23 protein-coding genes are annotated in these 26,099 nt (G+C 64.2%); 6 read left to right on the top strand and 17 right to left on the bottom strand.

The window, feature by feature from the left end; translation table 11 throughout:
- Positions 1-6: 6 nt before the first annotated feature.
- From araA to QMK22_RS12520, 6 genes are all read right to left on the bottom strand, one after another.
- Entirely contained in the window at positions 7-1,524 is a 1,518-nt protein-coding gene (gene araA / locus QMK22_RS12495) for an L-arabinose isomerase (RefSeq protein WP_283497974.1), read from the bottom strand.
- Positions 1,524-2,234 (bottom strand): L-ribulose-5-phosphate 4-epimerase, encoded by a 711-nt coding sequence (locus QMK22_RS12500; protein WP_283497975.1) that lies wholly within the window; start codon positions 2,232-2,234, stop codon positions 1,524-1,526. The genes araA and QMK22_RS12500 overlap by 1 nt, the downstream gene beginning before the upstream one ends.
- Positions 2,231-3,961 (bottom strand): ribulokinase, encoded by a 1,731-nt coding sequence (gene araB / locus QMK22_RS12505; protein WP_283497976.1) that lies wholly within the window; start codon positions 3,959-3,961, stop codon positions 2,231-2,233. The genes QMK22_RS12500 and araB overlap by 4 nt, the downstream gene beginning before the upstream one ends.
- Before the next feature lie 204 nt (positions 3,962-4,165).
- A complete protein-coding gene (locus QMK22_RS12510) occupies positions 4,166-5,173 on the bottom strand; it encodes a LacI family DNA-binding transcriptional regulator (RefSeq protein ID WP_283497999.1) in 1,008 nt (335 codons plus the stop codon).
- Between the two features lie 122 nt (positions 5,174-5,295).
- Positions 5,296-6,447 (bottom strand): cystathionine gamma-synthase, encoded by a 1,152-nt coding sequence (locus QMK22_RS12515; protein WP_283497977.1) that lies wholly within the window; start codon positions 6,445-6,447, stop codon positions 5,296-5,298.
- Positions 6,448-6,503: 56 nt separating this feature from the next.
- The gene (locus QMK22_RS12520; protein ID WP_283497978.1) at positions 6,504-7,868 is read right to left on the bottom strand and encodes a cystathionine beta-synthase; all 1,365 of its coding nucleotides are present in this window, start codon (positions 7,866-7,868) and stop codon (positions 6,504-6,506) included.
- A 259-nt stretch (positions 7,869-8,127) separates the two neighbouring features.
- Between QMK22_RS12520 and QMK22_RS12525 the strand changes: the two genes are divergently transcribed.
- Together QMK22_RS12525 and QMK22_RS12530 are read left to right on the top strand one after the other, a co-directional pair.
- The gene (locus QMK22_RS12525) at positions 8,128-8,808 is read left to right on the top strand and encodes a thioredoxin-like domain-containing protein (protein WP_283497979.1); all 681 of its coding nucleotides are present in this window, start codon (positions 8,128-8,130) and stop codon (positions 8,806-8,808) included.
- 11 nt (positions 8,809-8,819) lie between these two features.
- A complete protein-coding gene (locus QMK22_RS12530; protein ID WP_283497980.1) occupies positions 8,820-9,557 on the top strand; it encodes a DUF305 domain-containing protein in 738 nt (245 codons plus the stop codon).
- 137 nt (positions 9,558-9,694) lie between these two features.
- Here the strand turns inward: QMK22_RS12530 and QMK22_RS12535 are convergent, their stop codons facing one another.
- From QMK22_RS12535 to QMK22_RS12550, 4 genes are all read right to left on the bottom strand, one after another.
- Positions 9,695-11,611: an ABC transporter ATP-binding protein gene (locus QMK22_RS12535; RefSeq protein ID WP_283498000.1), complete on the bottom strand. Its 1,917-nt coding sequence runs from the start codon at positions 11,609-11,611 to the stop codon at positions 9,695-9,697.
- A 98-nt stretch (positions 11,612-11,709) separates the two neighbouring features.
- Positions 11,710-12,684, bottom strand: a complete 975-nt coding sequence (locus QMK22_RS12540; RefSeq protein ID WP_283497981.1) for a carbohydrate ABC transporter permease — start codon at positions 12,682-12,684, stop codon at positions 11,710-11,712.
- Complete coding sequence (locus QMK22_RS12545; protein WP_283497982.1) at positions 12,681-13,814, bottom strand: carbohydrate ABC transporter permease; 1,134 nt, start codon at positions 13,812-13,814, stop codon at positions 12,681-12,683. Before QMK22_RS12545 ends, QMK22_RS12540 begins: the two co-directional genes overlap by 4 nt.
- 152 nt (positions 13,815-13,966) lie before the next feature.
- Positions 13,967-15,286 carry an ABC transporter substrate-binding protein gene (locus QMK22_RS12550; RefSeq protein WP_283497983.1) on the bottom strand — a complete coding sequence of 440 codons (1,320 nt, stop codon included), beginning with the start codon at positions 15,284-15,286 and terminating at the stop codon, positions 13,967-13,969.
- A gap of 329 nt (positions 15,287-15,615) precedes the next feature.
- On the opposite strand from QMK22_RS12550, the gene QMK22_RS12555 reads away from it, so the two are divergent.
- A complete protein-coding gene (locus QMK22_RS12555; RefSeq protein WP_283497984.1) occupies positions 15,616-16,641 on the top strand; it encodes a LacI family DNA-binding transcriptional regulator in 1,026 nt (341 codons plus the stop codon).
- Positions 16,642-16,700: 59 nt separating this feature from the next.
- Here QMK22_RS12555 and QMK22_RS12560 read toward each other — a convergent pair whose 3' ends face one another.
- The 4 genes from QMK22_RS12560 to rplJ form a co-directional block, all read right to left on the bottom strand.
- On the bottom strand, positions 16,701-17,954 hold the full coding sequence (locus tag QMK22_RS12560) for an MFS transporter (RefSeq protein WP_283497985.1): 1,254 nt from the start codon (positions 17,952-17,954) through the stop codon (positions 16,701-16,703).
- Entirely contained in the window at positions 17,951-18,427 is a 477-nt protein-coding gene (locus QMK22_RS12565; RefSeq protein ID WP_283497986.1) for a MarR family winged helix-turn-helix transcriptional regulator, read from the bottom strand. Before QMK22_RS12565 ends, QMK22_RS12560 begins: the two co-directional genes overlap by 4 nt.
- A gap of 154 nt (positions 18,428-18,581) precedes the next feature.
- Positions 18,582-18,965 (bottom strand): 50S ribosomal protein L7/L12, encoded by a 384-nt coding sequence (rplL, locus tag QMK22_RS12570; protein ID WP_092340409.1) that lies wholly within the window; start codon positions 18,963-18,965, stop codon positions 18,582-18,584.
- A 54-nt stretch (positions 18,966-19,019) separates the two neighbouring features.
- On the bottom strand, positions 19,020-19,535 hold the full coding sequence (rplJ, locus tag QMK22_RS12575) for a 50S ribosomal protein L10 (RefSeq protein WP_283497987.1): 516 nt from the start codon (positions 19,533-19,535) through the stop codon (positions 19,020-19,022).
- Positions 19,536-19,887: 352 nt separating this feature from the next.
- Here rplJ and QMK22_RS12580 point away from each other — a divergent pair, with 352 nt between their 5' ends.
- Both QMK22_RS12580 and QMK22_RS12585 read left to right on the top strand, forming a co-directional pair.
- Complete coding sequence (locus tag QMK22_RS12580; RefSeq protein ID WP_283497988.1) at positions 19,888-21,651, top strand: MDR family MFS transporter; 1,764 nt, start codon at positions 19,888-19,890, stop codon at positions 21,649-21,651.
- On the top strand, positions 21,644-22,105 hold the full coding sequence (locus QMK22_RS12585) for a MarR family winged helix-turn-helix transcriptional regulator (protein ID WP_283497989.1): 462 nt from the start codon (positions 21,644-21,646) through the stop codon (positions 22,103-22,105). Before QMK22_RS12580 ends, QMK22_RS12585 begins: the two co-directional genes overlap by 8 nt.
- A gap of 4 nt (positions 22,106-22,109) precedes the next feature.
- Here the strand turns inward: QMK22_RS12585 and QMK22_RS12590 are convergent, their stop codons facing one another.
- Complete coding sequence (locus QMK22_RS12590) at positions 22,110-23,597, bottom strand: sensor histidine kinase (protein ID WP_283497990.1); 1,488 nt, start codon at positions 23,595-23,597, stop codon at positions 22,110-22,112.
- Between the two features lie 17 nt (positions 23,598-23,614).
- Positions 23,615-24,361 (bottom strand): response regulator transcription factor, encoded by a 747-nt coding sequence (locus QMK22_RS12595; RefSeq protein WP_283497991.1) that lies wholly within the window; start codon positions 24,359-24,361, stop codon positions 23,615-23,617.
- Between the two features lie 238 nt (positions 24,362-24,599).
- Here QMK22_RS12595 and QMK22_RS12600 point away from each other — a divergent pair, with 238 nt between their 5' ends.
- Positions 24,600-25,190, top strand: coding sequence for a YqaJ viral recombinase family protein (locus QMK22_RS12600; RefSeq protein ID WP_283498001.1), 591 nt, complete (start codon positions 24,600-24,602; stop codon positions 25,188-25,190).
- 143 nt (positions 25,191-25,333) lie between these two features.
- On the opposite strand, the gene QMK22_RS12605 is transcribed toward QMK22_RS12600, so the two are convergent.
- On the bottom strand, positions 25,334-26,099 hold a 766-nt coding region (locus tag QMK22_RS12605), incomplete at its 5' end, for a DDE-type integrase/transposase/recombinase (protein ID WP_283497992.1).

A 26,099-nucleotide genomic window follows, 5' to 3' on the forward strand; every position in this document is an offset into this window, starting at 1 on the left:
AAAATGCTAAAAGCCTTGCGCCAATCGGTAGTACGACTGGTTCCAACGCACCTCACGCGTGAAATCACGCAGGGTGGTGGTCTTATCGATCACGAGAAGCTCGGTGCGGGCTATCTCGGCGAAATCATGGAACACCTCGATGCCGACGGCGGTCGACATCACGGTGTGGTGGGCGGCACCCGCGGTGAGCCAGGCGGCGGCCGAGGTGGCGAAGTCCGGTTCGGGACGCCAGACGGCTCGTCCCACCGGCAGATTGGGGAGAGCACTCGGCGGGTCAACAACCTCGACCACGTTCGCCACGAGGCGAAAACGGTCACGCATGTCGCTCATCGCGACAACCACGGCGGGGCCGGGGTCGGCACTGAAAACCAGGCGCACCGGGTCTTCACGACCGCCGATGCCGAGGGGGTGGATCTCGAGCGTCGGCCTGGCGGTCGTGAGAGACGGGCTCACTTCGAGCATGTGCGCACCGAGAATCAACTCGGCGCCGGGGGTGAGGTCGTAGGTGTAGTCCTCCATCAAACTCGCGCCGCCGGGAAGGCCGGCGCCCATCACGTTGGCTACGCGAACGAGAACGGATGTTTTCCAGTCTCCCTCCGCCCCAAAACCGTAGCCCCGGGCCATGAGCCGCTGCACGGCAAGGCCGGGAAGCTGACGCAGTGCGCCCAAGTCTTCGAAACTGGTGGTGAATGCGGCGAAGTCGCCGGCCTCGAGAAAGCTGGTCAGGCCCAGCTCAATCGCAGCGCCGTAGCGCAGCGACTCGTGTCGCTGCCCGCCCTTGCGCAGTTCGGGAACAACGTCGTACAGGTCGTCATACTCGGCGATCAGGGTATCGATGTCCGCATCCGCTATGGAATGCACGACCTCGGCCAGCTCGTTCACGGGCCAGGTGTTAACCTGCACACCGAAGCGAAGTTCGGCTTCGGTCTTATCCCCCTCGGTCACAGCGACGTAGCGCATATTGTCGCCGAAACGGGCGAGCTTCATGCTGCGGCTGGCCGCCCAGCCGGCCGCGGCGCGGGTCCAGGCGCCGATGCTGCCCGACACGGCTGGGTTGGACACGTGGCCGACAACGGTCTTGCGGGTCACGCCGAGGCGCGTCTGAATATAGCCAAACTCGCGGTCGCCGTGCGCGGCCTGATTGAGGTTCATGAAGTCGAAGTCGATCTCACCCCAAGGCAGTTCCACATTCGCCTGTGTGTGCAGGTGCAGGAGCGGTTTGGTCAGCGCATCGAGGCCGGCGATCCACATCTTCGCCGGCGAGAACGTGTGCATCCAGGCGATGAGGCCAATGACGCGGTCATCGGCATTGGCATCGAGGGCGGCACGGCGGATGGACTCGGAGTCCTTCAGCACGGGCTTCCACACCACCTTCACGGGCAGGTCGGAATTCCCGTCGAGGGCACGCGCGATCTGCAGGGATTGCTCGGCCACCTGACGCAGCGTTTCTTCGCCGTACAGGTTCTGACTTCCGGTGAGAAACCAGACCTCGTAGTGGTCCAGGGTCGTGGAGAGAGGCGCCATTAGTTCAGTTCTCCTTGCGGCGCTTGGCCATAAACATTCTGGTATCGGTCGAACAGGGCATCGATGGCGTCTTGTGGCAGGGGCACGAGTTCGCCGCCCGCGCGGGCCAACTGTACGGTGCGCGCGACGTCTTCCACCATCACGGCCGCCTTCACGGCGTCGCGGGCATCTCTGCCAATCGTGAACGGCCCGTGGTTGGCCATCAGCACGGCCCGCGACCGATGGCCGGTCAACGTTTCCACGATGCCGCGGCCGATTGAATCATCACCGATGATGGCAAAAGGCCCAACGGGGATCGGCCCGCCGAACTCGTCAGCCATCGCCGTGATGACACATGGAATGGCCTCGTTCCGGGCGGCCCAGGCGGTGGCGTAGCTGGAGTGCGTGTGCACGACTCCCCCGACATCCGGCATGTTTCGGTAGACGTAGGCGTGTGCGGCGGTGTCGCTGGAGGGTGACCGATCGGCCCCCGGCGTACCCGGTATGACGTTTCCCGCCAGGTCGCAGAGAATCATGTTCTCGGGAGCCAGATCGGCGTAGTCAACGCCACTGGGCTTGATCACGAAGAGATCGGCCCCCGGGACACGTCCGGAGACGTTGCCGCCGGTCCAGACAACGAGACCGTTGCGAAACAGTTCGGCGTGCAGACGGGTGATTTCGGCCCGCACCCGGGCAACAACGACCTCGACCTGCGGCCCATAGGTACTCATGTGGTCACCAACGCGCCCCGACCGCTGAGAGCGGCCCGACGTTTCATTGACTTGAGGCGGCGCATGACGTCGTTCTCGCCGCGACCGAAATAATCGTGTAGCCGCGTGTACTCCTCGAACAGTTCGTCGTAGGCGACGGAGGATGACTCGTTGGGCACATAAACGTTCTTGTTGAGCTTGCCCATAGTTTGACCGGCCGCGCGCACGTCCGGGTAGGCGCCAGCGGCGACCGCGGCGTGGATGGCCGCGCCGAGCGCGGGACCCTGATCGCTCGCGATGGTGCTGATCGGCAGGCGCAGAATGTCGCTGTAGGTCTGCATGAGAAAAGCATTCTTGAGCAGGCCGCCGGCCACGATAAATTCGGTCACCGGCACACCGCTCGCGTTGAAGGCTTCCACGATGGTGCGCGTTCCGAAGGCTGTGGCCTCAAGCAGTGCGCGGTAGATCTCTTCCGCCCGCGTGGTGAGCGTCATGCCAATCACGAGCCCGGATAGTTGGTGGTCAACCAGCACCGAGCGGTTGCCGCTGTGCCAGTCAAGGGCTATGAGTCCGTGGCCACCGACGGGTTGATGTTTGACGAGCTCGGTGAGGTGCTCGTGCACGCTGCGTCCGAGTGCGCGGGCATCGTCGGCGTATCGGGCAGGCACCTGGTTGTTGACGTACCAGGCGAAGATGTCTCCCACGCCGGACTGGCCAGCTTCGTAGCCGTAGAGCCCGGAAACAATGCCGCCGTCGACGACGCCGCACATTCCCGGCACCTCCGCCAGCGCGTCGGAGTTCATGACGTGACACGTGCTCGTGCCCATAATCGCCACCATCTGACCGGGGTTCACTGCCTGCGCGGCGGGAGCGGTCACGTGCGCATCCACGTTGCCGACAGCCACGTGAATTCCTTCGGGGAGTCCGGTCCAGCCGGCGGCCTCCTTCGACAGCGTTCCGGCGGATGCACCAAGCTGGCCGATCGCGTGCGCCACCTTGTCGAGAGCGAAACGTGCAAAAGCGGGGTTGAGCGTGCCCAGGAAGGCCTCACTCGGGTACTGGCCGTCCTGCAGGATGCCCTTGTAGCCGGCGGTGCAAGCGTTGCGCAGGTAGTTCCCCGTGAGCTGCCACACGATCCAGTCGGCAGCTTCGACCCAGTGGTCCATGCGGTGATAGAGCTCAGGATCTTCTTCGAGTAGTTGCAGGCCCTTGGCGAATTCCCATTCGCTCGAGATCAGCCCGCCATAGCGCGGCAGCCAGCTCTCGTCGCGCTCGAAGGCCAGGTCGTTGATGCGGTCGGCCTGCGCCTGCGCGGCGTGATGGCGCCAGAGCTTGACGTAGGCGTGGGGGCGGCCGGCATACTCTGGGATTTCGTTGAGCGGGGTTCCGTCAGCGAGTACGGGAATCATGGTGCAGGCGGTGAAGTCGGTGCCGATTCCGATGACCCGCGACGGGTCGATTCCGGCGTTCGCCACGGCGGCGGGAACCGCGCTCTTCAGCACTGCGGTGTAGTCGGCCGGAACCTGCAACGCCCACTCCGGAGGAAGCGCCTCACCGGTCGCGGCCAGGATCGTGTCCATCACCGCATGCGGGTAGTCCAAAACTGCAGAGCCGAGTTCGACGCCGTCCGAGACGCGTACGACGACGGCGCGGCCGGAGAGAGTTCCGTAGTCGACACCGATCACGTAGTTCTCATCGTCGCCGACGGCAGAGTGCCCGGCGTGCGAGAGCGCATCAGTTTTGCTCACGGAATCGACTCCTATGTCAGGTCTGCGCGCGGAAAGCACCGCGAATGGTATGGGCGGATCACCGACAGACCATGAATCCATCGGCGGGTGTCGACCGAATGTGATCGGTCACATTGCCGTGTGTTCATGTTAGCGGTACGGGTACTCGCCGTGTCAAGTGCGAATTTGCTTCGCTTTTGTATCGGTCGAAAATCCGTCGAGTGTCTAGAAAGCCGGGCGCGACGTTGAGCCCCGAACGATCAGCTCCGGAATGATGGACCCCGGGTTGTCAGGCGTGGTCTCATTGATCTGAGACAGCAATAGCGCCACCGAGCGCCGGCCGAGTTCTGAAAAGTCCTGCCGCACCGTTGTGAGTGGCGGCCAGAAGTGCGCGGCCTCGGGAATATCGTCAAAGCCCACGATGCTGACATCGCGCGGCACGTCGAGCCCGGCCTCCCGAATGGCGTGTATGAGCCCAAGCGCCATCTGGTCGTTGGAGGAGAAAATCGCCGTGAAGTCCCGCACCTGCAACAGCTCGCGACCGGCGTGATAACCGAATTCTGCAGTCCAATCGCCGAGGATGGGTGCGGTCGTCGGAACGTCCCTGGCCCCCATCTCCTCGAGAAAGCCATGCATGCGCGCCTCGGCCTCGATCCAGTCCTGCGGACCGGCGAGGTGGTAGATATCACGGTGCCCCAGGTCGATCAGGTGCCGGGTGGCCAGTCGCGCACCCGCAATCTGGTCCACGGACAGGGCATTCGTGTCGAGGCTCCCCGTGGATTGCAGCGTCACGTACGGCACATCAATGGACAGGAGTTTGAGGGCGTTGAACACCCGCACCTGCGGAGCGATCACCACGATCCCCTCCACGGACTGCGACATGAGGTGATTCACGGCCGCCGTGATTGAGCTGGGATCCCGGCGGTCGAGGTTTGCCGTGTTGACGAAGTATCCCGCGTTACGCGCCGCGTCCTGAATCGCGGCAATGCTGCTCGCCGGGCCATACTCAGCGCTCGACGCTGACAACACGCCAATGGTGCGGGACCGCCCGCGCGACAGTGCGCGCGCGGCCCGATTGGGACGATACTGCAGCTCTTCAATGACTTCGAGCACCCGGGCCTTGGTGGAATCGCGGATGCTCGGGTGGTTGTTCAGTACACGCGACACGGTCTGGTGCGAGACTCCGGCGAGGCGCGCAACGTCTCGAATGCTCGGCGCACGCCCGTTAGACATATCGACTGTCACTGGACGACCTTGCTCGAGTGTGAGCGGTCACAATTGTGCCCGCAACTTTATTATGCCGCTCCGGACCGCAATGTGACAGTCACATACAGCCTTGCTGCCCTGCCCGGGGGTTAGCTGCGGGGCAGCGCGCTCTCGAGGTCGGCGATGAGATCGGCGACATCTTCGATGCCGACCGACAGACGCACGATGTTGTCGGGAACCTCCAGTTCGGTGCCGCGCACCGAAGCGTGCGTCATCTCGGAGGGATAGTTCACGAGTGACTCCACGCCGCCGAGCGATTCAGCCAGCTGGAACAGGTGCATCGACTCGGCGAACAGGCGCGCGGCTGCTGCACCACCGACAAACGCGATGGAGATCATGCCGCCGAAGCCGGACATCTGCTTCGAGGCGAGTTCGTGGCCCGGGTGGCTGGGCAGTCCCGGGTAATAGACCTGCTCGATCGCGGGGTGGCCGTCAAGATACTCGGCGATGGCCTGGGCGTTGCTGCAGTGGCGGTCCATGCGCACCGAGAGGGTTTTAATGCCCCGCACGGTGAGCCAGGAATCGAGTGGGGCCGATACCGGTCCGGCGGCGAACTGCAGAAACTGGGCCTTTTCGTACAGGGCATCGTCGTTCATGATCAGGGCGCCGCCAAGCACATCGGAGTGGCCGCCGAGATACTTCGTGGTCGAGTGCACGACGACATCAGCGCCGAATTCAAGCGGATGCTGCAGCGCCGGCGACGCAAAGGTGTTGTCGACGATCGCGACGACGCCATGGCGGTGCGCGATCTCGGCGAGCGCCGCGATGTTGCTGATCTTCATCAGCGGGTTGCTCGGGGTTTCTACCCAGAGAATCTTCGTTTCCGGGCGGATGGCCGCTTCGACCGCCGCGAGGTCACTCATCTCCACCGTGCTGTTCTGCACTCCCCAGGCGGCGTGCACCTTGTTGATGAGCCGGTGGGTTCCACCGTAAACGTCGTTTCCCAGCACGATGTGGTCGCCCGGCTTCAGGATGGCGCGCAGGATGGTGTCTTCGGCGGCGAGTCCGCTCGCGAACGACAAGCCGTGCTTGCCACCCTCGAGGGCGGCAAGCAGGCTCTCGAGCACGGTGCGGGTGGGGTTTCCGCCACGGCTGTACTCGTAGCCCCCGCGCAGGTTGCCGATACCGTCTTGCACGTAGGTGGAGGTTTGGTAGATCGGCGGAATGACGGCGCCGGTGGTCGGGTCGAAGGCCTGACCGGCGTGGATGGCGATGGTGTCGAACTTCTGGGTGTTGGCCATTACAGGCTCCCTACTGATGATGCGCCCGAAACCGAGCGTGTGGATGTTACTGAAAGTTAGACGCTCAGATAGCTGAGCAGGTCGTGGCGGGTGATAACGCCGAGCGGCTTGCCGCCGTCGGTCACGAGCAGAGCGTCATGCTCGGCGAAGGCAGCGCGGGCCGCCGCGACCGGCTCGTTGACGCCGATCAGCGGGAGCGCTTCGCCGACGATCGAACCGACCGGATCGGTGAGCTGGGCATCGCCGGAAAACACGAGACCCATCAGGGCGCGCTCATCGACCGCACCGAGCACTTCACCCATAACGACGGGCGGCTTGGCGCTCAGCACGAGTAGCTGCGACACCCCCTGGCTCGTCATGGTTTCGATCGCGGTGTGCACGGTGTCGCTCGGGTGCACGTAGACCAAAGCCGGCAGGCTCCCGGTCTTCGATTCGAGCAGATTGGCGACCGTGTGACCGGCCGGGGCGTTGCTGAAACCGTAGCTGCGCATCCACCCGTCGTTGAAGATTTTGCCGAGATACCCGCGGCCCCCGTCGGGCAGCAGCACGACGATCGTAGCGTCGGGCCCGAGCTTCTCGGCGGCGCGCAGTGCCGCCACGACGGCCATTCCGCTGGAGCCACCGACGAGGATTCCCTCTTCGCGGGCGAGCCGACGGGTCATGGCGAAGGAATCGGCGTCGGAGACGGCGATGACCTCGTGCACCACCGTGGGATCGTAGGCGCCCGGCCAGAAGTCTTCGCCGACCCCCTCGACCAGGTAGGGGCGACCGGTGCCGCCGGAGTAGACCGACCCTTCCGGGTCGGCGCCGATAATGCGCACGGCATCCTTCGACACCTCGCGCAGGTAGCGGCCGGTGCCGGTGATGGTGCCGCCGGTGCCGACGCCGGCCACGAAGTGGGTGACCGTTCCGTCGGTGTCACGCCAGATCTCCGGGCCGGTGGATTCGTAGTGGCTGAGCGGTCCGTTCGGGTTGAAATACTGGTTGGGCTTGAAAGCGCCGTCAATCTCGCGGGCGAGCCGGTCGGAGACGCTGTAGTAGGACTCGGGGTCCTCCGGCGCAACGGATGTCGGCGTCACGACGATCTCGGCGCCGTACGCGGTGAGTACGTTGCGTTTGTCTTCGCCGACCTTGTCGGGCAGCACGAACACGCACTTGTAGCCGCGCTGCTGGGCCACCAGGGCCAGGCCGACACCGGTGTTGCCCGAGGTGGGCTCGACGATCGTGCCACCGGGCTTCAAGAGCCCGTCGCGCTCGGCGGCGTCGATGATGCGCACCGCGATACGGTCCTTCGCCGAGCCGCCCGGGTTGAGGTACTCAAGCTTCACCAGCACCGTCGCGGTCAGTCCCTCCGTCACTTTATGGAGTTTGACCAGTGGGGTGTCACCGATGAGGTCAAGAATGGTGTCTGCGATTTTCATGGGGAATTCCTTCTATCGAGCCGCGCGCGGATGGGCAGGCACGGCCTCGGATTGCACACCGGAAGTCGGTGGCCGGGAGCGTTCGTGGAGGGTCGACTAGCGACAGCAGCAACAACACGAATGAGCGGGCACGGATCTACTCTATCGGGCGGCGAGAGCCCGCGACCAGGCTGAGAAAGAACTGTGAGACCGGCTCCCGGGGAAGCACCAGAGGTGGCTGATACGTTCGAATGGAAGTAGCTCCAACAGAGAGGCCCTCGTGACCCCCCAGCCCGGATCCCCCGCAAACAAAGCATCCCTCAAAAGCGAACGTGCCGCGAAGCGCGCAAAAAAGCTGGAGGAATATCACCGCCAGCAAAAGCGCGGCAAGCGCAACCGCCTGATCGGTATTGTCGGCGGTTCGCTGGCCGGAGTCGCGGTCATCGCCCTTATCGTGACGACCTTCGTGCTCACTCCGCAGGCCGCCAACTATGCCGGCGGCGGCGCCGGCGATGCCTCCAAGATCGATGGGGTCGAGACCTTCAGCAACACGGCCGGCCACGTCGAGACGGCGGTCACCTACGAACAGTCTCCCCCCGCCGGCGGCGAGCACAACCCGGCCTGGCTCAACTGCGGCGTCTACGAACAGGCGGTTCCGAACGAGAACGCCGTGCATTCGCTCGAGCACGGTGCCGTGTGGATCACCTATGACCCGTCCATCTCCGACGCCGAGCTTGACCAGCTCAAGGCGGAACTGCCCTCGAGCTACGTAGTCCTCTCCCCCTTTGACGACATTCCGGCACCGATTGTGCTGAGCGCCTGGAATGCACAGCTGCAGGTCGACAGCGCCGACGATCCCCGCATCGCCGAGTTCTTGACCGAGTTCTGGAAGAGCACGAACGTGCCCGAAGACGGCGCCGCCTGCTCGGGTGCGATCGACGCCCCCGGCAAGGTCTCCTAGAGACCGATACCGTGACGTCCGATAGCGCGCAACCGGCGACATCCGCGCAGTTTCGATCAGCGGATGCCGTCCCGCCGCACCCGCGCCGCGCCCTGCTGCGTGCCATCATGGTCACGGTTGTGGTCACCGCGCTCGTCGTCGGAGCCGTGGCGTTCTCGGCCGGGCGGCTGAGCACAATTGTCGATGCCACACCCGATACGGCCAGTGCCGAGGCCGGCTTTGCCCGCGATATGCAGGAACACCACAATCAGGGCGTCGAGCTCGCCATGATCGTGCGCGACCGCACCACGGATGCGCCGGTGCGCCTGCTCGCCTACGACATCGCCACGACGCAGGCGAAGCAGAGCGGGCAGATGTCGGGATGGCTGGCCGTCTGGGGGCTGCCGCAGTTCCCCCCGGAACCGTCCATGACCTGGATGACTCGGCCGACCCTGTCGGGTGAGTCGCACGAGGAAACCCACACGACCGGAACGGCCGGAGAGTCCGAGACCGCCCACGTCGCCGGGGACCCCATGCCCGGGCTCGCGACCGCCGCGCAGATCGCCTCGCTCACCGCGGCATCCGGCACTGAAGCGGAGCGCCAATTTCTCGTCGTGATGATCGCCCACCACCAGGGCGCGATCGAGATGGCCGAGGCGGTGCTCCAGCGCAGCTCGAATGCGACCGTGCAGACCTTCGCCACCTCGGTGGTGTTGAGCCAGCAGTCCGAGATCGATCTGATGACCGGGATGCTCACGGACCGGTCCTAGCCCGCCTTCACCCCGCACCCGCCACCCCAGCCCCTTCCGACCGCGCGCGCTGCCCGGGCCCACCTTCAGCAACTGGGCCCATGATCTAGCCTGGGCCCAGTTTCCGGGCCCGGGCCCGGGCAGGAAAGAGGGCGCGGTTAGGGGGCGGAGGGGGCCGGCGCGGGGGAATCGGCGGTGATCTGGCGGGCGTAGAGACTCGCGTAGACCGCACCCCGAGCGAGCAGTTCGGCGTGCGTGCCCCGCTCCACGATACGGCCGGCCTCGACGACGAAAATCACGTCGGCGTCGACGATCGTGGAGAGGCGGTGCGCAATGGCAATGGTGGTTCGGCCGTGGCTGGCGGTGTCGAGAGCGGCCTGCACCACACTCTCCGAGATGGAGTCGAGCGCGCTCGTGGCCTCATCGAGGATGAGCACCGGCGGGTCCTTCAGCAGCACCCGGGCGATAGCGATACGTTGCTTCTCACCGCCGGAAAGCCGGTAGCCGCGCTCCCCCACCATCGTGTCGTACTTGTCGGGAAACGAATCGATCGTGTCGTGGATGTTGGCGGCGCGAGCCGCCGCGACCAGCTCGTCAGACGTTGCGTCGGGTTTGGCGTAGCGCAGGTTTTCGGCGATCGTTGCGTGAAACAGGTACGTCTCCTGGCTGACGATTCCGATGTGCGACACGAGCGACTTCTGTTGCAGGTCGCGCACGTCGAGGCCTGAGAACAGCACCCGGCCCGCCGAGGCCTCGTAGAAACGCGGGATCAGGTAGGACACCGTGGTTTTTCCGGCGCCCGACGGCCCCACGAATGCCGCGAATTGCCCCGGCTCGATCGTCAATGACACATCGTCGAGCGTGGGGCGGGCGTCGCCACCGGCATCCGGGTAATTGAACCGCACATGGTCGAACTCGACCCGGCCACGCGCGCTGCCGGCCGACGGCACCGAGGCAGCACCCGGCTTGTCGCTGATCGCGGGCACCAAGTCGAGGTATTCGAAGATGCGGGCAAACAGCGCGCTCGAGGTTTGCAAGTCGAGCGCGACCCGCATGAGGCCGAGCAGCGGAAAGATCAGGCGCGCCTGCACCGTGGTGAACGCCACGATGGTGCCGGGCGTGACATCCGTCGTGCCATTGAACATGAGCGCCCCGGCCACGAGATACACGATCGCGGGAATCGCCGACAGAAACACGCTCACCGTGGCGAAGAACCACTGGCCGCTCATCTGCTGGCTCACCTGCAGTCGCACCTGGTTGCGGTTCTCCTGGGCGTACCGATCGATCTCGTTCTGTTGCCGGGTGAAACTCTTCGAGAGCAGAATACCCGACACGCTCAACGTCTCCTGCGTGATCGCGGTCATGTCCGACAGTGATTCCTGCGTCTTGCCCGCGATGCGCGCCCGCACCTGGCCAACGCGGCGCTGCGCGAAAACCAGAATGGGCATCAGTACTACGGCCACAATGGTCAACTGCCAGTTCAGCAGCAGCATGGCCACGAAGGCTGCGATCACCGTGACGGTGTTGCCGAGGATGCTCGAGATGGTGTTGGTGAGCACCGTCGCCACACCGCCGACGTCGTTTTGCAGTCGTGATTGGATAACGCCGGTTTTAGTTTTGGTGAAGAAGCTCAACTCCATCGCCTGCAGGTGGGTGAACAACCGCACCCGCAGCGCGCCCATAACCTTGTTGCCCACACTCGCGGTGAGCCAGGTCTGCCAGACACCGAGCAGGGCGTTGACCAAAAAAACACCGAGCATGAGGGCCACCAGTGTGCCGAGCACCGAGAGGTTCGGGGTGCCGGCGGCCGGAAACAGTCCGTCGTCGAAGGCGCGTTGGGTGAGCAGCGGCGGTACGACGGAGAGGGCGGCGCTGACCAGAACGAGCACAACGGTGATGATCAGCGTGGTGCGATGCGGGGCGAACAGGGCGCTGATCCGCGTCAGCAGGTGCGGGATGCGCGGGGCGAGAGCATTTTCGGCGCGCTGCGCTGCCGCATCCGCTCCGCTCACCCGTTTGCGGGGTCGTTCCACACCCGACTGTTGCCGCGGGCCGTGGCCCGGGGTACCGTGCATTCCACTCATGCATTCACTCTAAACGTCAACCAACACCGCTCAGAACGGATGCCCGCGGCCGGCCGGGCCACGGGCATCCGCCCCCGAAGCGGTCGCCCTTACCCCTTGGTCGACCCGGCCAGGAGGCCGCGCACGAAGAAGCGCTGCAGGGAGAAGAACACGATCAGCGGAACCAGGATCGACAGGAACGCGCCGGCGGTGAGCAGATGCCAGTCCTGCCCGCGGGCGCCGGAGAGTTCGGCCAGCAGCTTCGTCATCGGAGCGACCGCACCATCGGCGAAGATCAGCGCCACCAGCAGGTCGTTCCACACCCAGAGAAACTGGAAGATGGCGATCGAGGCGATGGCCGGCATGGTCAGCGGCAACACGATGCGAAAGAAGACCTGTCCGTGACCGGCGCCGTCAACCCGTGCAGCCTCGATGACCTCGCTCGGAATTTCGGAGACGAAGTTGTGCAGCAGATAGATGGCCAGCGGCAGAGCGAACATCGTGTGCGCGATCCAAACCTGGGAGTATCCGCTGCCGGGGTTGAGCGCCTCCACCACCGGGTAACCGAAGATGGTTCCGCCGGAGAAGAACTGCAGCAACGGCACGAGGGCCATCTGAATCGGCACGATTTGCAGGGCGAAAACGCCGATGAAGAGCATGTCCTTGCCGCGGAAGTCGATCCAGGCGAAGGCGTACGCGGCGAGGCTCGCGACCATCAGCGGAATGAGCGTGGCGGGCAGGGTGATCGCGACCGAGTTGATGAACGAACCGGCCAGATCGAGTTGACTGTTGCCGGCAGCGAGCGCCGCGGTGTAATTGTCGAAGGTGACCCCAGTGTTGGTGAAGATGGTCCACCATCCGGTGGTGCGCACCTCTTGCGCCGGGCGAAATGACGAGACCAGCAATCCGAGGGTCGGGATCGACCACAACACCGCGATGATCAGCGCACCGATGGTGGCGCCGCGGCTGGTCAGCCGCTTCTTGGTTTTGCGAGCAATTTTTGATTCCATTCGACGCTCGCCGCGGCGGATCTGGCGCTTGGTCTGCTCATCAAGTGGGAGTTCTACGGGCATTACCGCGCTCATCGGATTTCCCTCTGCTTCTTAATCTGGCGGGCGTTGTAGATGACGATCGGGAGCACCAACAGAAACAGAACCAGCGCGAAGGCAGCCGAGCGGCCCTGCTCGAAGTTCTTGAATTGGGTGTACATCTCGTTGGCGACGACACTGGTCTGATTGGATCCTGCTGTCGTGGTGCGCACAATGTCGAAGACCTTGAGCGACACGATGGAAATCGTCGTCAACACGACCACGAGGGCGCTGCGGATGCCCGGAACGGTCACGTTCAGGAACTTCTCCCAGGCGTTGGTTCCGTCGAGTTCGGCGGCTTCCATTTGTTCGATCGGCACCCCCTTGATCGCGGCAGAGAGCACGACCATGGCGAAACCGGTCTGCACCCAGATGAGAATGACGATGAGGAACAGGGTGTTGAACGGGGAAACAGCGAGAAAGTCCACGGGCTGCCCGCCGAACATCACGACGAGTTGGTTGAGCAGCCCAATCTGATCCTGATCGGCCGGGCGAGCGGTGTAGACGAACCGCCAGATGATGGATGCGCCCACCAGAGAAATGGCCATCGGCATGAAGACCAATATCTTGAAGTATTTCTCGCCGCGGCTCTTGTCGATGAACACCGCGTAGGCGAGGCCGGCAATGGTTGAAATGGTGGGAACGATGAGCACCCACACGATCGTGTTGAGCACAATGCGCACGTTGTTGGGCTGGGTGAAAATCCAGACGAAGTTGTCCAGGCCCACGAACCGGTCACCACGAGAACTCATGAAGGCCTGGACCGTGGTTTGAATGGTGGGAATCACGAGGCCGATGGCCAGCAGCAGCATGGCCGGCGCCAGAAAACCGATGAGCTGAAACAGGTATCCGGCTCCTTTGCGCCCCCGGTAGTCGATGTAGAAAAAACCGAGACCGAGCACACCGGCGCCGATGATCGCCCAGGTATAGGAGTTGGCGACGAGCAGAATGAGCAGCGGAGCCAGCACACAGACGGCGAGACGGATGCCCGTATACAGGCGGCCGGTGCGCGGAGCTATCTCGACGAAGAACAGGATGGCACCGACCACGAGTGCAAAGGCCAAGATAACGATGGGGATTTGTGCCAGCGGTGGCAATTGCGCCAACCAGTAGAAGAATGCGGACATCTGTAACCTTTCGAGTACGACAGTGGACTCTGGTAATCGCCCGAGAAGTGGTGAAAACGTATCGATACCGTACACCGGGAGCGCACCGTGTGCCGCCCCGTATTCGAAGCGGGCGGCACACGGTGCTCAGGCCTGGGTGCTAGTAACTCTCGTTAGCTGCTCGGCCAGCCCGCTTCAATGCTCGTGAGCACATCATCAGTTGGCGTGCCGTTGATCCAGCTGACCATGCCCTTGAAGAACGTTCCCGATCCCACGGCGCCCGGCATCAGGTCGGAAGCGTCGAAGCGGAACGTGGTGTCGGGGTCTTGCAGGGTCTTGATGGCCTGCTGCAGGATTGGGCTCGTTGCCTTGGAGGCGTCGAGGCCCTTGTTGGCGCTGATCACACCGCCGAGACCGACCCGGCTATTAGCCCAATCGGAACTGGAGAGGTATTCAAGCACCTTCTGAGTGTCAGCGTCATCGGAGAATGCACCGACGATCTCGCCACCGCCGGTAACGGCCTGGCCGCCCGCCTTGACCGGAGGAGTAATGAAGGCCCAGACAGCGGCATCCGGCCCGACCGTTCCGCCGGCATCCGTGATGAAACCATCGAAGAAGGAAGCCTGGTGGGTCAGCGCGCAGGTACCGTCGGAGATCGGGGTGGCAATATCACCGAACGGCGTGCTGTTGATCGACTTGACGTCACCGAACCCGGCGTTCACGTAGTCCGGGTTGAGCAGAATCTCGCCGAGCGAGTCGAAGGCCGATTTGATGGCCGGGTCGGTGAAGGGGATCTCGTTGTTCACCCATTTGTCGTAGGTGTCAGCGCCGGCCTGACGGAGAACAAGGTCTTCGATCCAGTCCGTTCCCGGCCAGCCGGTGGCGTCACCGGAGCCGAAGCCGGCGCACCAGGGAGCCGTGCCGGTCTTCTCCTGGATGGTCTTGGTCACCGAGAGCAGTTCGTCCCAGGTCGTGGGCACCTCGACTCCCCACTCCTTGAACTTCGCCGGCGAATACCAGACGAAGCCCTTGACGCTGGCCATGAGCGGAGCCCCGTACAGCGTGCCGTCGAGGGTGCCGTAGGCCTTCCAGTCCTCAGACCAGCCCTCATCGACGTTCGCCGCGACGGCATCAGGTGCGGGCTTGAGGAAGCCCCGCGACGCGAGGTCCTTCATCAGTCCCGGCTGCGGGAAGATCGCGATGTCGGGAGCGTTGCCGCCCTGAGCGCGGATGGAGATCTGGGATTCGAATTCCTTCGACGATTCGTACTGAATGTCGATGTTATTGTCTTTCTCCCAACCGGCCCAAGACTCTTCGAGCAGCTTGGCTTCGGTATCGGCGATAGTGCCGTAGACGGTGACGACGCCGTCGCCAGCAGCTCCGGCTTCATTGGTGGTGGCCCCGGGGCCGCCGGAACAACCGGCCAGAGCCAGACCAGCAATCGCCGCCATCGCGATGGGTGCTGTAAATCGACGGTGCAGGGAAGGCCGCATCTTTTATCTCCTCATTGAGTAGTGCCGGATCGAGTTGTGCCGGATTGGTTGTGCCGGATTGATCAGGATTGATCAGGACGGTGGCGCGTAAGGCAATGCGCGCGGATACCAAAATTAGGGAACCGGTTCCAGACCATAAATTACGTCACCCTTTTGGGGATAGCAAGAGCGCGAGCATAACGAAATGGCAAAGATATCGTTGCTCTTGCCTCCGGTGACCAAATTTTAGTAAGGATGGCGACAGGAAATCAAGAGCCACGCTGGAACCGGTTTCATACAGGTCCCCAGCGCGCTAATGTGAACGCAGAGACCCCAAAGGCGGAGGCGGCATGAGTGCGATCGGCGATGTGGCACGCCTTGCCGGCGTAGCCAAGGCGACAGCTAGCCGAGCGCTCAGCGGCCGCGGCTACGTCTCGGCCGAGACGCGCGCGAAGGTCGTCGCCGCCGCTCACGAAATTGGCTACGTCGCCTCACCCAATGCGGCCAGCCTGGTCACGGGACGCACGCAGAGCGTCGGCGTGATCATCCCCTTCATCAGCCGATGGTTCTTCGCCGAGGTGCTCGAGAGCATGGAAGAAGCGCTCCTGGCACAGCGTTACGACATGACCCTGTACAACTTGCCGCCGGAGTCCCCCGAACGCGACCGGGTCTTCGATTTTTTTCTTGCCCGCAAGCGCTTCGACGGCATCATCTCGGTCGGAGTAGCCCTCAGCGAGCAAGAAGTCGACCACCTGCACCGGCTCGGCCGCCCGCTCGTCGGGATCGGCGGTCCGATCCGGGGCGTTCCGACAATCGAAATCGATGACGTGGCCGCGGCCCGGCTGGCGACCGAACACCTGCTCAGCCTGGGGCACCGCGAGATCGTGCACGTGGGCGGCAGCCAGATAGACGAGATGGACTTTCAGGTGCACAGCAATCGCCTGCGTGGTTTTCACGCGGCGATGATGGCCGCCGGGCTCCCCGTGAGCGGACGCTTCTACGCCTGTGAACTCACGATGCCCGGCGGGTACGACCTGGGTCTGGCAGTGCTCGGCGACCCGCGACGACGACCGACCGCGATCTTCGCGGCGAGCGATGAAATCGCCTTCGGGCTCATTCTGGCGGCGCGCGAGCTGGGAATCCGAGTGCCGACCGAGCTCAGCGTGATCGGTATCGACGGACATCCACACGCCGAAATGTTCCGGCTCACCACCCTGGCGCAGCATCCGCGGGCCCAGGGCGAGCTCGCCGTTCGCACGTTGCTGGCCGAACTCGCCGATCGCAGCGGGGGCGCAGGATCAACCGTGCTGCCGACCAGCCTGGTCATTCGCTCCAGTACCAGCGCGCCGCGCACACCGTCCGAGCACTCCACCTGAGGCTCACGCCGCCTGGCGCGTACCGCGCCTCAGGCAAAGTGTGCCTGCAGCCCGTCCGATCAGCGGTCGCCGGCACTGATGGCCTCGGCCTCTTCTTCGACGCCGACGAAGGCGCCATCCGCTCGCCGCAGGCGCTTGCGGCCGAGGAACACGATGAGCGTGGCGATGAGAACGGATGCTGCCGCCGCGAAAAAGGGAGTCGAGGGTGCGATCGCTCCGGCAAGTAGGGTCGCTGCCGGCGGTGCGATGGCGCCACCGAGAAAGCGCACGCCGGAGTACGCCGAGGAGGCAACCGACCGCGGCAGGTCGGTGGCTTCCATCACGCACTCGGTGAGCACGGTGTTGAGCACGCCGAGCAGCATGCCGCCCACGATCACGCACAGAACCAGGCCGGGGGCCGAACCGATGAGCAGGGCGGCCACCACGAGATCCAGGGCCAGCAGGGGCAGCACGAGCCGTAATACGAGGGTGCGCGGGAGGCGGCGAGTGAGCAGCGGGGCCACCCAGACCGAGGTGACCGCGAGCGAAAGGCCCCAGCCGAAGAAGATGAGACCGAGGGTGACGGCGCTGCCGAGCCCCAGCGGGATCAGGGCAAACGGCGTGTACGCGAGCAGCACGAAGAACCCGATGTTATAAAACAACGCGGCGGCGGCAAGCACCCCGAGCGCCGGGTTGGCCAGGGCGCGAAAGGGCGCCGACAGCGGCGTCGGTTCCGAGCTGCGGGTATCCGTCTTCATCCACACGACGATGCCGATAAAGCCGATGGCCATGAGCGTCGCGGTACCGAAGAACGGCCCGCGCCAGCTCAGGCTGCCGAGGAGTCCGCCCAACAAGGGTCCGATCGCAATACCGAGTCCGAGGGCGGCTTCGTAGAGAATAATGGCCGAACTCGTTCCGCCGGATGCCGCACCCACGATGGTGGCGAGGGCGGTGGAGATGAAGAGCGCGTTTCCGAGCCCCCAGCCGGCGCGAAAACCGATGATCGATTCCACGTTGCCCGACAGCCCAGCGGCCAGGGCAAAGACCACGACGAGGGAGAGGCCGATCAGCAGGGTGCGCTTGGCACCGATGCGGCTGGACAGCCAGCTCGTGAAGAACATGGCGACGCCGGTGATCAGGAGGTAGCTCGTGAACAGCATCTCGGTTTCGGTGGGCGTGGCCTCAAGGTCTTTGGCGATGGCTGGCAGGATCGGGTCGACGAGTCCGATGCCCATGAAGGCGATCACACAGGCAAAAGCCACCGCCCATACAGCGCGCGGCTGGTGCAGGATGCTGCCGGCCTCATTCGTGCCGACGGCCTTTTCGCCGGTCATGACTGCGCCTCGGCCGGTAAGGCGACCGGAGTTCCTGGCGGCAACTGCGCCGCGGCGTCCGCGCGTTGACCAATAATCTCGACCGCGCGTTGCAGCACGGCGATATCGTCGGCGCCGAGGTCGGCGAACAGCGGCAGCATGGCACCGGCAAGTTCATCGCGCCAGCCAGCCAGCGCGGCGGCACCGGTGGCGGTGATCGCGGTCTGTGTCGCCCGGGCATCCGCCGGGTCGGCGAGTCGAATGACCCAACCGCGAGCGGTGAGGTTGGTCACCAGCTTGGTGGCGGTGGGCTGCGCTACCCGGCTGAGTTCGGCGAGTTCACCGAGCCGCATCGGGCCGCCACTGCTCAAAACACCGAGCGTGCGCCAGACCGCGGGCGACTCGGAGCTGCCGGTGGAACGTGCCGCCAATCGAGTGAGTCGGTGGTTGACCGTGACGAGGTCGCCCAGCAGGGAACGAAGTGGAGTGGACATCCGTTAACTATACATAGCTAGGCTATGTATATCTATCGGAGGGCCGGAGACAACAAACGGGCGCCATCTCCCGAAGGAGATGACGCCCGTTCACACTGGCCTGTCGACAGACAGGCCGTAAAGCTCAGAAGCAGAGCCCCTTGCGGGGCGCAGACTACTTGAGGGTTACGGTGGCGCCAGCTTCTTCGAGGGAAGCCTTGGCCTTCTCGGCTGCGTCCTTGGCAACGCCCTCGAGGACGGCCTTCGGCGCGCCATCGACAACGGCCTTGGCCTCGCCGAGGCCCAGGCTGGTGAGCTCGCGCACAACCTTGATGACCTGGATCTTCTTGTCGCCAACGGCGTCAAGGATGACGTCGAACGCGGTCTGCTCTTCAACCTCTTCAGCAGCGGCGGCGGGGCCAGCGGCTCCGGCAGCGGCGACGGGAGCGGCTGCGGTGACCTCGAAGGTCTCCTCGAACGCCTTGACGAACTCGGAGAGCTCGATGAGGGTCAGGCCCTTGAACTGCTCAAGCAGGTCTTCAGTGGAAAGCTTTGCCATGATGTACTCCTTCTAGTTTCTTAAAAATTCAATACCGCGAGACGAGGCAGGTGCCTAGTTCGCGGACTCCTGCTTCTCACGCAGCGCGTCGATGGTGCGAACAGCCTTCGACAGCGGTGCCTGGAAGAGATAAGCGGCTCCGAACAGCGATGCCTTGAAGGCGCCGGCCAGCTTGGCCAACAGCACCTCGCGGGACTCGAGGTCGGCAAGCTTGCCAACCTCCGCTGCGGTGAGCGGGTTACCGTCAAAGTAACCGCCCTTTACCACCAGGAGAGGGTTTGCCTTGGTAAAGGCACGCAGGGTCTTCGCGACGGCGACGGGGTCTCCGTGCACGAAGGCGATAGCGGACGGACCGACAAGTTCCTCGTCGAACGAGGTGATGCCGGCCTTGTTGGCCGCAATCTTGGTGAGCGTGTTCTTTACCACGGCGTACGTGGCGTCCTCACTGATGGACTTACGCAGATTCTTCATCTGCGCAACAGTGAGACCGCGGTACTCGGTGAGCAGAACGGCGGTCGAGCTCTGGAATTTCTCCGTAAGCTCGGCGACCGTTGCTTCCTTGTTCGCCATGGTGCTCCTCATTAATAATCATGTGCCGGGTAGCCCGGGGCGCAGACATGAAAAAAGCTCCAGCGCAGGGCGCCGGAGCTTGGGGAACAATCCAAAAGATCGTAACTAAAACTTCGAACACCTGCGCGGGCCGTTCACGTGAATGAACCTTCGTCTGCGCTTCTGTCTTTCGACATAGCGCAGCAACCGGCGGTCTGTGGCTGAGGTTTACTGTACGGCAGGTTTCGGGTGCGTGCAAATCGTGGGAACGGCATCCGCTTTCGGGTTGAACGAAGCCTGAGGCCGTCAAAGTGGTTGACATGCATCAACTACCCGCATATTGTTGATAGCTGTCAATCACTTAAGGAGTCGCATGTCCCGCGCCAGCCGCACAGTTCGAGAACCGGTCGCCCAGGGTTCCATGACGCACCGTCAGGTGCTCGAAGCCCTGTCGGGACTGCTGCTGGGTATGTTCGTGTCGATCCTGGCCAACACCGTCGTGAGCACGTCGCTGCCGCTCATTCTCAGCGATCTCAAGGGCTCGCAGTCTGCCTACACCTGGGTGGTGACGGCCACACTGCTGGCAACGACGGTGAGCACGCCGATTTGGGGCAAATTCGCCGACCTGTTCAACCGCAAGCTGCTCATTCAGCTGGCCCTGGCCGTGTTCGTGATCGGCAGCGCTCTGGCCGGATTGTCGCAGGATGCGGGCATGCTCATCGCCTTCCGGGTGTTGCAGGGCCTCGGTGCCGGCGGTCTCGTGGCCCTGAGCCAGATCATCATGGCCGACATCATCAGCCCCCGCGAGCGCGGCCGCTACGCCGGCCTGTTCGGCGCGGTCATGGCCCTCGGCACCATCGGCGGCCCGCTGCTCGGCGGGGTTGTAACGGATGCCTTCGGCTGGCGCTGGAATTTCTTCATCGCCCTCCCCGTGGCGATTGTGGCGATCATTCTGCTGCAGCGCACCCTGCACCTGCCGCCCCGCGTCAAACGCGTCGTGCGCATCGATTACCTCGGCGCCGCGCTCATTACGAGTGGTATCTCGCTCCTACTGATCTGGGTGACGCTGGCCGGTTCGCAGTTCGAGTGGCAGTCGCTGACCTCATTCGCCATGGTGATCGGCGCCGTCGTTTTGCTCGTCGCAGCGGTCATCGTCGAGTTTCGGGCCCCGGAACCGATCATTCCACTCGGGCTGTTCCGCAACCGCACCTTCAGCTTCGCCACCATTGCGAGCCTCGCGGTCGGGGTCTCCCTGTTCGGCACCTCGGTCTTTCTCAGCCAGTACATGCAGCTCGCCCGCGGCGCCACACCCACCCAGTCGGGCCTGCTCACCATTCCGATGATGGGCGGCCTGCTCATCTCGTCGACCCTGTTCGGTACGGTGATCAGCCGCCGCGGCACCTGGAAATCGATCATGGTCTCCGGTTCCGTGCTCATGCTCGTCGGTACCTCTCTGCTGGGCACGCTTGATGTGCACACCAGCCTCGTGTTCGTCGGCGCCTATATGTTTGTGCTCGGCGCCGGCTTGGGCATGGTCATGCAGAACCTCGTGCTGGTCGTGCAGAACACCATTGAGGTGCGGCACCTCGGCGTGGCCACGAGCTCGGTGACGTTCTTCCGCAGTCTCGGCGGCGCGGTCGGCGTCTCGGTCATGGGATCGATTCTCGGCACTGTCGTCGCCACGCAAATCACCAGCAGCGTCGGGCGCCTCAGCCCGACCCATCAAGCGGATGCCGCCCGACTCCTCGGCGACGGCGTTATCCCCCAGGTCAACCTGCTGCCCGGAGTGATTCGAATCGTCGTGGAAACCGCCTACGGTTCTGGCGTGGGCACGATCTTCCTGATCAGCGCACCGCTCGCCCTCGTAACCCTGCTCATGGTGTCGCTCCTGCCCAATCATCCGCTGGGCACTGAGAACGGAATCGACCGGGCCCGCGAGGCGACCGTAAAATCAGAGTCAGCGCCGGAATCGGCACAGCGACGGGAGGTCGAAGACGTGGAAGACATTCTGATCGACGTGAGCGCGGCATCCGCTGGCCTGCGACCGGTGGGGCTGGCCCACGAGACGCAATCGATTCGCATCATCACACCATCAGGCGATGAGACATCGTCGACCCCCACGGCACGCGATGAGTGAGGCAGTCGAGCTGTCCACGGTAAATGACGAGATCCCCGAGCTCGCCCGTGTTGAGACGCAGATGGCCATGCTGGCCGCGAGCATTCGCGCCAGCACACGCTCTACTGCGGCCGTGATCGACCCCGCGCTGGAACCGTTCGGGCTGGCGCTGCTGCGCGTGCTGGCGCGACAGGGGGAATCCCATGCCAGCGCTGTCGCCGATGTACTCGCGGTGGATCGGAGCATGATCAGCCGTCAGGCCAAGCTGCTCTGCTCGCTCGGACTCGTGGAAACCAGCGTCGATCCAAGCGACGGGCGCGCACGGTTTCTCGCGCTCACACCGCTCGCCGAAGAGAAACTCGCCGAGGTGCGCCGCAACCGTACGGCCCTCGTGCACCGACGGCTCGGCCGATGGACGGCCGCCGAACTCGACCAGCTCGCGACCCTGCTGGAACGGCTGAACGAGCCCGACTAGTCGCCTAGCCAGCGGCGAGCGGCAGCTCCACCCGAAATTGCGTGCGCCCGGGTTCACTGTCAACGGTGACCGCGCCATGGTGCGCGGCGACGACCGCTGCCACGATCGCGAGGCCCAGTCCGGTGCTGCCGGTGCCGCGAAACCGGGAGGCGTCGCCGCGGGCGAACCGTTCGAACAGGGTACTCATCAGGTCCGCGGGAATGCCCGGACCGTTGTCGGTGACCGTGACGACGGCCCGATCGCCAACGGCGGCGAGGGCTACGACCACGGTGGTGCCGGCATCCGTGTGCACTCGCGCATTGGCCAGCAGGTTCGTGATGACCTGCCGCAGGCGTGGTTCGTCACCGATAGCCTCAATCGGCTCGTCGGGCAACTCGAGGTCCCAGACATGATCGCGGCCGGCCGCGTGTGCATCACTCACGGCGTCGACGAGCAACATGGTGAGGTCCACCGGTCGCATTTCGAGTTCGCGACCTTCGTCGAGGCGGGCCAGGAGCAGCAGGTCTTCGACCAGGCCGGTCATGCGCACCGACTCTGATTCGATGCGGCCGAGAGCGTGCATCGCGTCGGGCGGCAGCTCCTGGCCGCTGCGCCGAGTGAGCTCGGAATAGCCGCGGATGGAGGCGAGCGGGGTGCGCAATTCGTGACTCGCGTCGGCGACGAACTGGCGCACCTTGCGCTCGCTGGCCTGCCGGGATTCCAAGGCGAGGTCAACGTGGTCGAGCATGCGGTTGAGCGCCGCGCCAACCCGGCCTACCTCGGTGCGCGGATCGGTGTCGTCGGCCGGAACCCGGTCGTTGAGCGAGACTTCGCCGCGATCCAGCGGCAGTTGCGCCACCCGGGTGGCGGTCGCGGTCACGCGTTGCAGTGGGCGCAGCGCCAGCCGAACCACCCAGGCCGCAATGATGGCGACCACCATCAGCCCGGCCAATGAAACAAACGTGATGATCAGGGCGAGCTGGGTCGCCGTGGCTGCGACGCCCGATAGCGGCAGTCCAACCAGATAGATGGTGCCGTTGCGCGAGGTTTTGGGCTGCACCCGGTAGTCGCCGAGCTCACCGCCGAGGTTCACCGTGACCGCAGCGGATTGGTTGACGTGGTTGGCGAGCTGCTGCACCTGCTCGGCCGAGAGTTCTTCGATCGCCCCACTCTGGTCGTCGGTGTAGCCGGTGGTGATGCTCAACCCGTCATAGACGAGGGCCAGCAGCCCTGGTGGCTGGGCGGGGCCGCTGAGAATTTTGTCGGCCGTCGGAGTGCCGAAGTGGGCACCGCCGGGGCGGTCACCATCGAGGTCGCCACCGCCCAGTACGGTCGCGGATCGGTCGGCGGCCGAGACGAGCTGCTCGTCCAGTCGATCCAGCAGCGAGGCCCTTAAAATGACCACGCTCACCACCCCAATCGTGATGCTCACCAGGGCGAGCAGCCCGACGACGGTGAGCACGAGTCGCCGCTGCAGGGTCCAGGTCGAGCGTGGTCGACTACGGCGCGTCATCCGTTGTGGCCCTGGCATCAGGTGGTTTTCAGCATGTACCCGGCGCCGCGCACCGTGTGAATCATCGGCTCTCGGCCGGCATCGATCTTCTTGCGCAGGTACGAAATGAAGATCTCCACGACGCTCGATTTGCCGCCGAAGTCGTAGCTCCATACGCGGTCGAGAATCTGCGCTTTGCTGAGCACCCGGCGCGGATTGCGCATGAGAAAGCGGAGGAGCTCGAACTCGGTCGCGGTCAGCTCGATGGCGGTACCGTCACGAAAGACCTCGTGACTGTCTTCATCGAGGGTGAGGTCGCCGACGGTAATGCGCGGGTCGGTGGAGTCGGCCACGGCGAGGGTGGACCGGCGGATGAGTCCCCGCAACCGGGCGACGACCTCTTCAAGGCTGAACGGCTTGGTGACATAGTCGTCGCCGCCGGCGGTGAGCCCCGCGATGCGATCGTCGAGCGAATCCTTGGCGGTGAGAAAGAGCACGGGAGTTTCGTAGCCGTCGGCGCGCACCCGCTGCAACACCTGGAGGCCGTCAATGTCGGGCAACATAATGTCGAGCACGATGGCATCAGGCCGAAATTCGCGGGCGATGGTGAGCGCCTGGCGGCCCTCGCCGGCGGTGCGCACATCCCAGCCTTCGTATCGCAGGGCCATCGAGAGCAGATCGGTGAGGGCAGGTTCGTCATCCACGACCAATACCCGAATGGCGCTGCCGTCGACCTTGGTCAGGCGCGGGCCGTGGCCGGTGTGGGTGCTCTCGCGTGTGCTCATTCTTCAGAGTATCGGGCAGTTGTCTATGAACAGGCTATGAGTGCACCCTCGGTGGCCTGTGGTTTGCCCTAGCTGCCGAGGGTGGTTTGCGCGGGCGGGTCTACGGCCAGCAATCCCGCGGCTCTCCGTGGCGGTGGCGCGCGGGCACCGCGCGCGGGCACACAATAGAGGAGTGCCGTATTCCACGCTGTCCCTCTTCGACCTGGACCAGCCCTCCGCGCACCCCGAAGAATGCGTGGTGCCGGCACCGGCGCCGCACACGCTGCGCATCGTCGCCGATTCCACCGATCGGGTGGCTTGGCTGCGCGCACGCAATCAGGGCATTACCGCAACGGATGTCGCGAAACTGTCGACCCCAAAATCCATACTGAACGCCGCGCACGACAAAATGCACGGCACGAGCTTCACCGGCAACAGCTACACCGACCACGGGCGGGCCCGGGAACCGGTTATCGCCGCCTGGGTTCTGGAAAACTACGGTATCGAGCCGAGCACGAATCTATTTCGCTCGCCGTCGCATCCGCGGCATCTGGCCACCCCCGACGGCGTTGGCGTTGCGGCGAACGGCGACCTACACCTGGCCGAGATCAAGACCACGAGTAAACCGTGGCGCAGCATTCCGCGCAGTTACCTGCGACAGGTGTGGTGGCAGCAGTACGTGCTCGGGGCCGACCGCACCCTGCTGGTCTGGGAACAGCACCTCGACTTCGTGCCCGTGGCGGAAGTGCCCGAATTTCGGTGGATTGAACGCGACGAAGACCAGATTGCCATTCTGGTCGGGCTTGCCAATGCACTGATCGACAACCTGGACCAGCAGGCCCGCCGCTAGCGGTCCGTTCCCTGTACTGCGCTGGATTTCACACTGCCGCGCGGGAGTTGCGCCGCTACGCGGGAGGCGCAACCCCCGCGCACTGGCGCAGCACCCGCGCGACGCGTAACCGCGCGATGTCAAGCTGTGTGGAGTCACCGGAGTTAGTTTTTGACGCTTCTGTCGGGAAGATGATTGATTCCGACGACGCCGGCGGGTGCCGGTGTGGTGGGTCGTGCACAGAATCGTTCCGGATGCTTGCGGTGATATTTCTGCAGAGCGAGGTCGCGCTTGAAGTGCGCCCGTCGCCACGAGCCGTCGTGGACTTCCTGCGGCGAGAACAACGCGATGCCGGAGTGTTTATGGCTCGTGTTATACCAAGGAACGTAGCCGTTGAGGTGGTCGCGGGCGGACTCGAGACTGTCAAATGTTCCGGGGTAGTTGGGGCGGTATTTCATCGTTCGGAACTCCGATTCGGAGTACGGATTGTCGTTGGACACGTAGGGCCGGTTGTGGGTCTTGGTGATGTTAAGCCCGCTGAGCAGAACGGCCAGCGCATCCGAACGCATCGACGGGCCGGAGTCGGCGTGGACGAATTTCGGGGTGCCGTGCTCACTGAACGCGGTCTCGAACATGTTCACCGCGAGGTCGTCACTCTCGCGCTCTTCAACCCGAAAGCCGACGATCTTGCGCGACCAAATGTCAATGATTGAGTAGGCCTTGAACGCCTTCCCCCGCCACTGCGTTCGCAGATCAGTAATATCCCACGACCACACGTGCATGGGCCCCGTTGCGATCAGCATTGGCTTTGCGCGGGGTGTTTTGGATCCCCGACGGGTGGGCACGAGGGGGCGGGCGCTTTGGTCCTCGATATCGGCCGCGATCCGCCACCACGACCGCCGTCCGGCGAGCATGACCCCCGCGTCCCAG

The sequence above is a fragment of the Cryobacterium sp. PH29-G1 genome (assembly GCF_030063365.1).
GTDB lineage: Bacteria > Actinomycetota > Actinomycetes > Actinomycetales > Microbacteriaceae > Cryobacterium.

Excerpts from the sequence above, each read along its gene's own strand:
- araA (WP_283497974.1), bottom strand. The coding sequence starts at position 1,524 with ATGGCGCCTCTCTCCACGACCCTGGACCACTACGAGGTCTGGTTTCTC.
- QMK22_RS12500 (WP_283497975.1), bottom strand. The coding sequence starts at position 2,234 with ATGAGTACCTATGGGCCGCAGGTCGAGGTCGTTGTTGCCCGGGTGCGG.
- QMK22_RS12510 (WP_283497999.1), bottom strand. The coding sequence starts at position 5,173 with ATGTCTAACGGGCGTGCGCCGAGCATTCGAGACGTTGCGCGCCTCGCC.
- QMK22_RS12515 (WP_283497977.1), bottom strand. The coding sequence starts at position 6,447 with ATGGCCAACACCCAGAAGTTCGACACCATCGCCATCCACGCCGGTCAG.
- QMK22_RS12520 (WP_283497978.1), bottom strand. The coding sequence starts at position 7,868 with ATGAAAATCGCAGACACCATTCTTGACCTCATCGGTGACACCCCACTG.
- QMK22_RS12535 (WP_283498000.1), bottom strand. The coding sequence starts at position 11,611 with ATGCACGGTACCCCGGGCCACGGCCCGCGGCAACAGTCGGGTGTGGAA.
- QMK22_RS12540 (WP_283497981.1), bottom strand. The coding sequence starts at position 12,684 with ATGAGCGCGGTAATGCCCGTAGAACTCCCACTTGATGAGCAGACCAAG.
- QMK22_RS12545 (WP_283497982.1), bottom strand. The coding sequence starts at position 13,814 with ATGTCCGCATTCTTCTACTGGTTGGCGCAATTGCCACCGCTGGCACAA.
- QMK22_RS12550 (WP_283497983.1), bottom strand. The coding sequence starts at position 15,286 with ATGCGGCCTTCCCTGCACCGTCGATTTACAGCACCCATCGCGATGGCG.
- QMK22_RS12555 (WP_283497984.1), top strand. The coding sequence starts at position 15,616 with ATGAGTGCGATCGGCGATGTGGCACGCCTTGCCGGCGTAGCCAAGGCG.
- QMK22_RS12560 (WP_283497985.1), bottom strand. The coding sequence starts at position 17,954 with ATGACCGGCGAAAAGGCCGTCGGCACGAATGAGGCCGGCAGCATCCTG.
- QMK22_RS12565 (WP_283497986.1), bottom strand. The coding sequence starts at position 18,427 with ATGTCCACTCCACTTCGTTCCCTGCTGGGCGACCTCGTCACGGTCAAC.
- rplL (WP_092340409.1), bottom strand. The coding sequence starts at position 18,965 with ATGGCAAAGCTTTCCACTGAAGACCTGCTTGAGCAGTTCAAGGGCCTG.
- rplJ (WP_283497987.1), bottom strand. The coding sequence starts at position 19,535 with ATGGCGAACAAGGAAGCAACGGTCGCCGAGCTTACGGAGAAATTCCAG.
- QMK22_RS12580 (WP_283497988.1), top strand. The coding sequence starts at position 19,888 with ATGTCCCGCGCCAGCCGCACAGTTCGAGAACCGGTCGCCCAGGGTTCC.
- QMK22_RS12585 (WP_283497989.1), top strand. The coding sequence starts at position 21,644 with ATGAGTGAGGCAGTCGAGCTGTCCACGGTAAATGACGAGATCCCCGAG.
- QMK22_RS12590 (WP_283497990.1), bottom strand. The coding sequence starts at position 23,597 with ATGACGCGCCGTAGTCGACCACGCTCGACCTGGACCCTGCAGCGGCGA.
- QMK22_RS12595 (WP_283497991.1), bottom strand. The coding sequence starts at position 24,361 with ATGAGCACACGCGAGAGCACCCACACCGGCCACGGCCCGCGCCTGACC.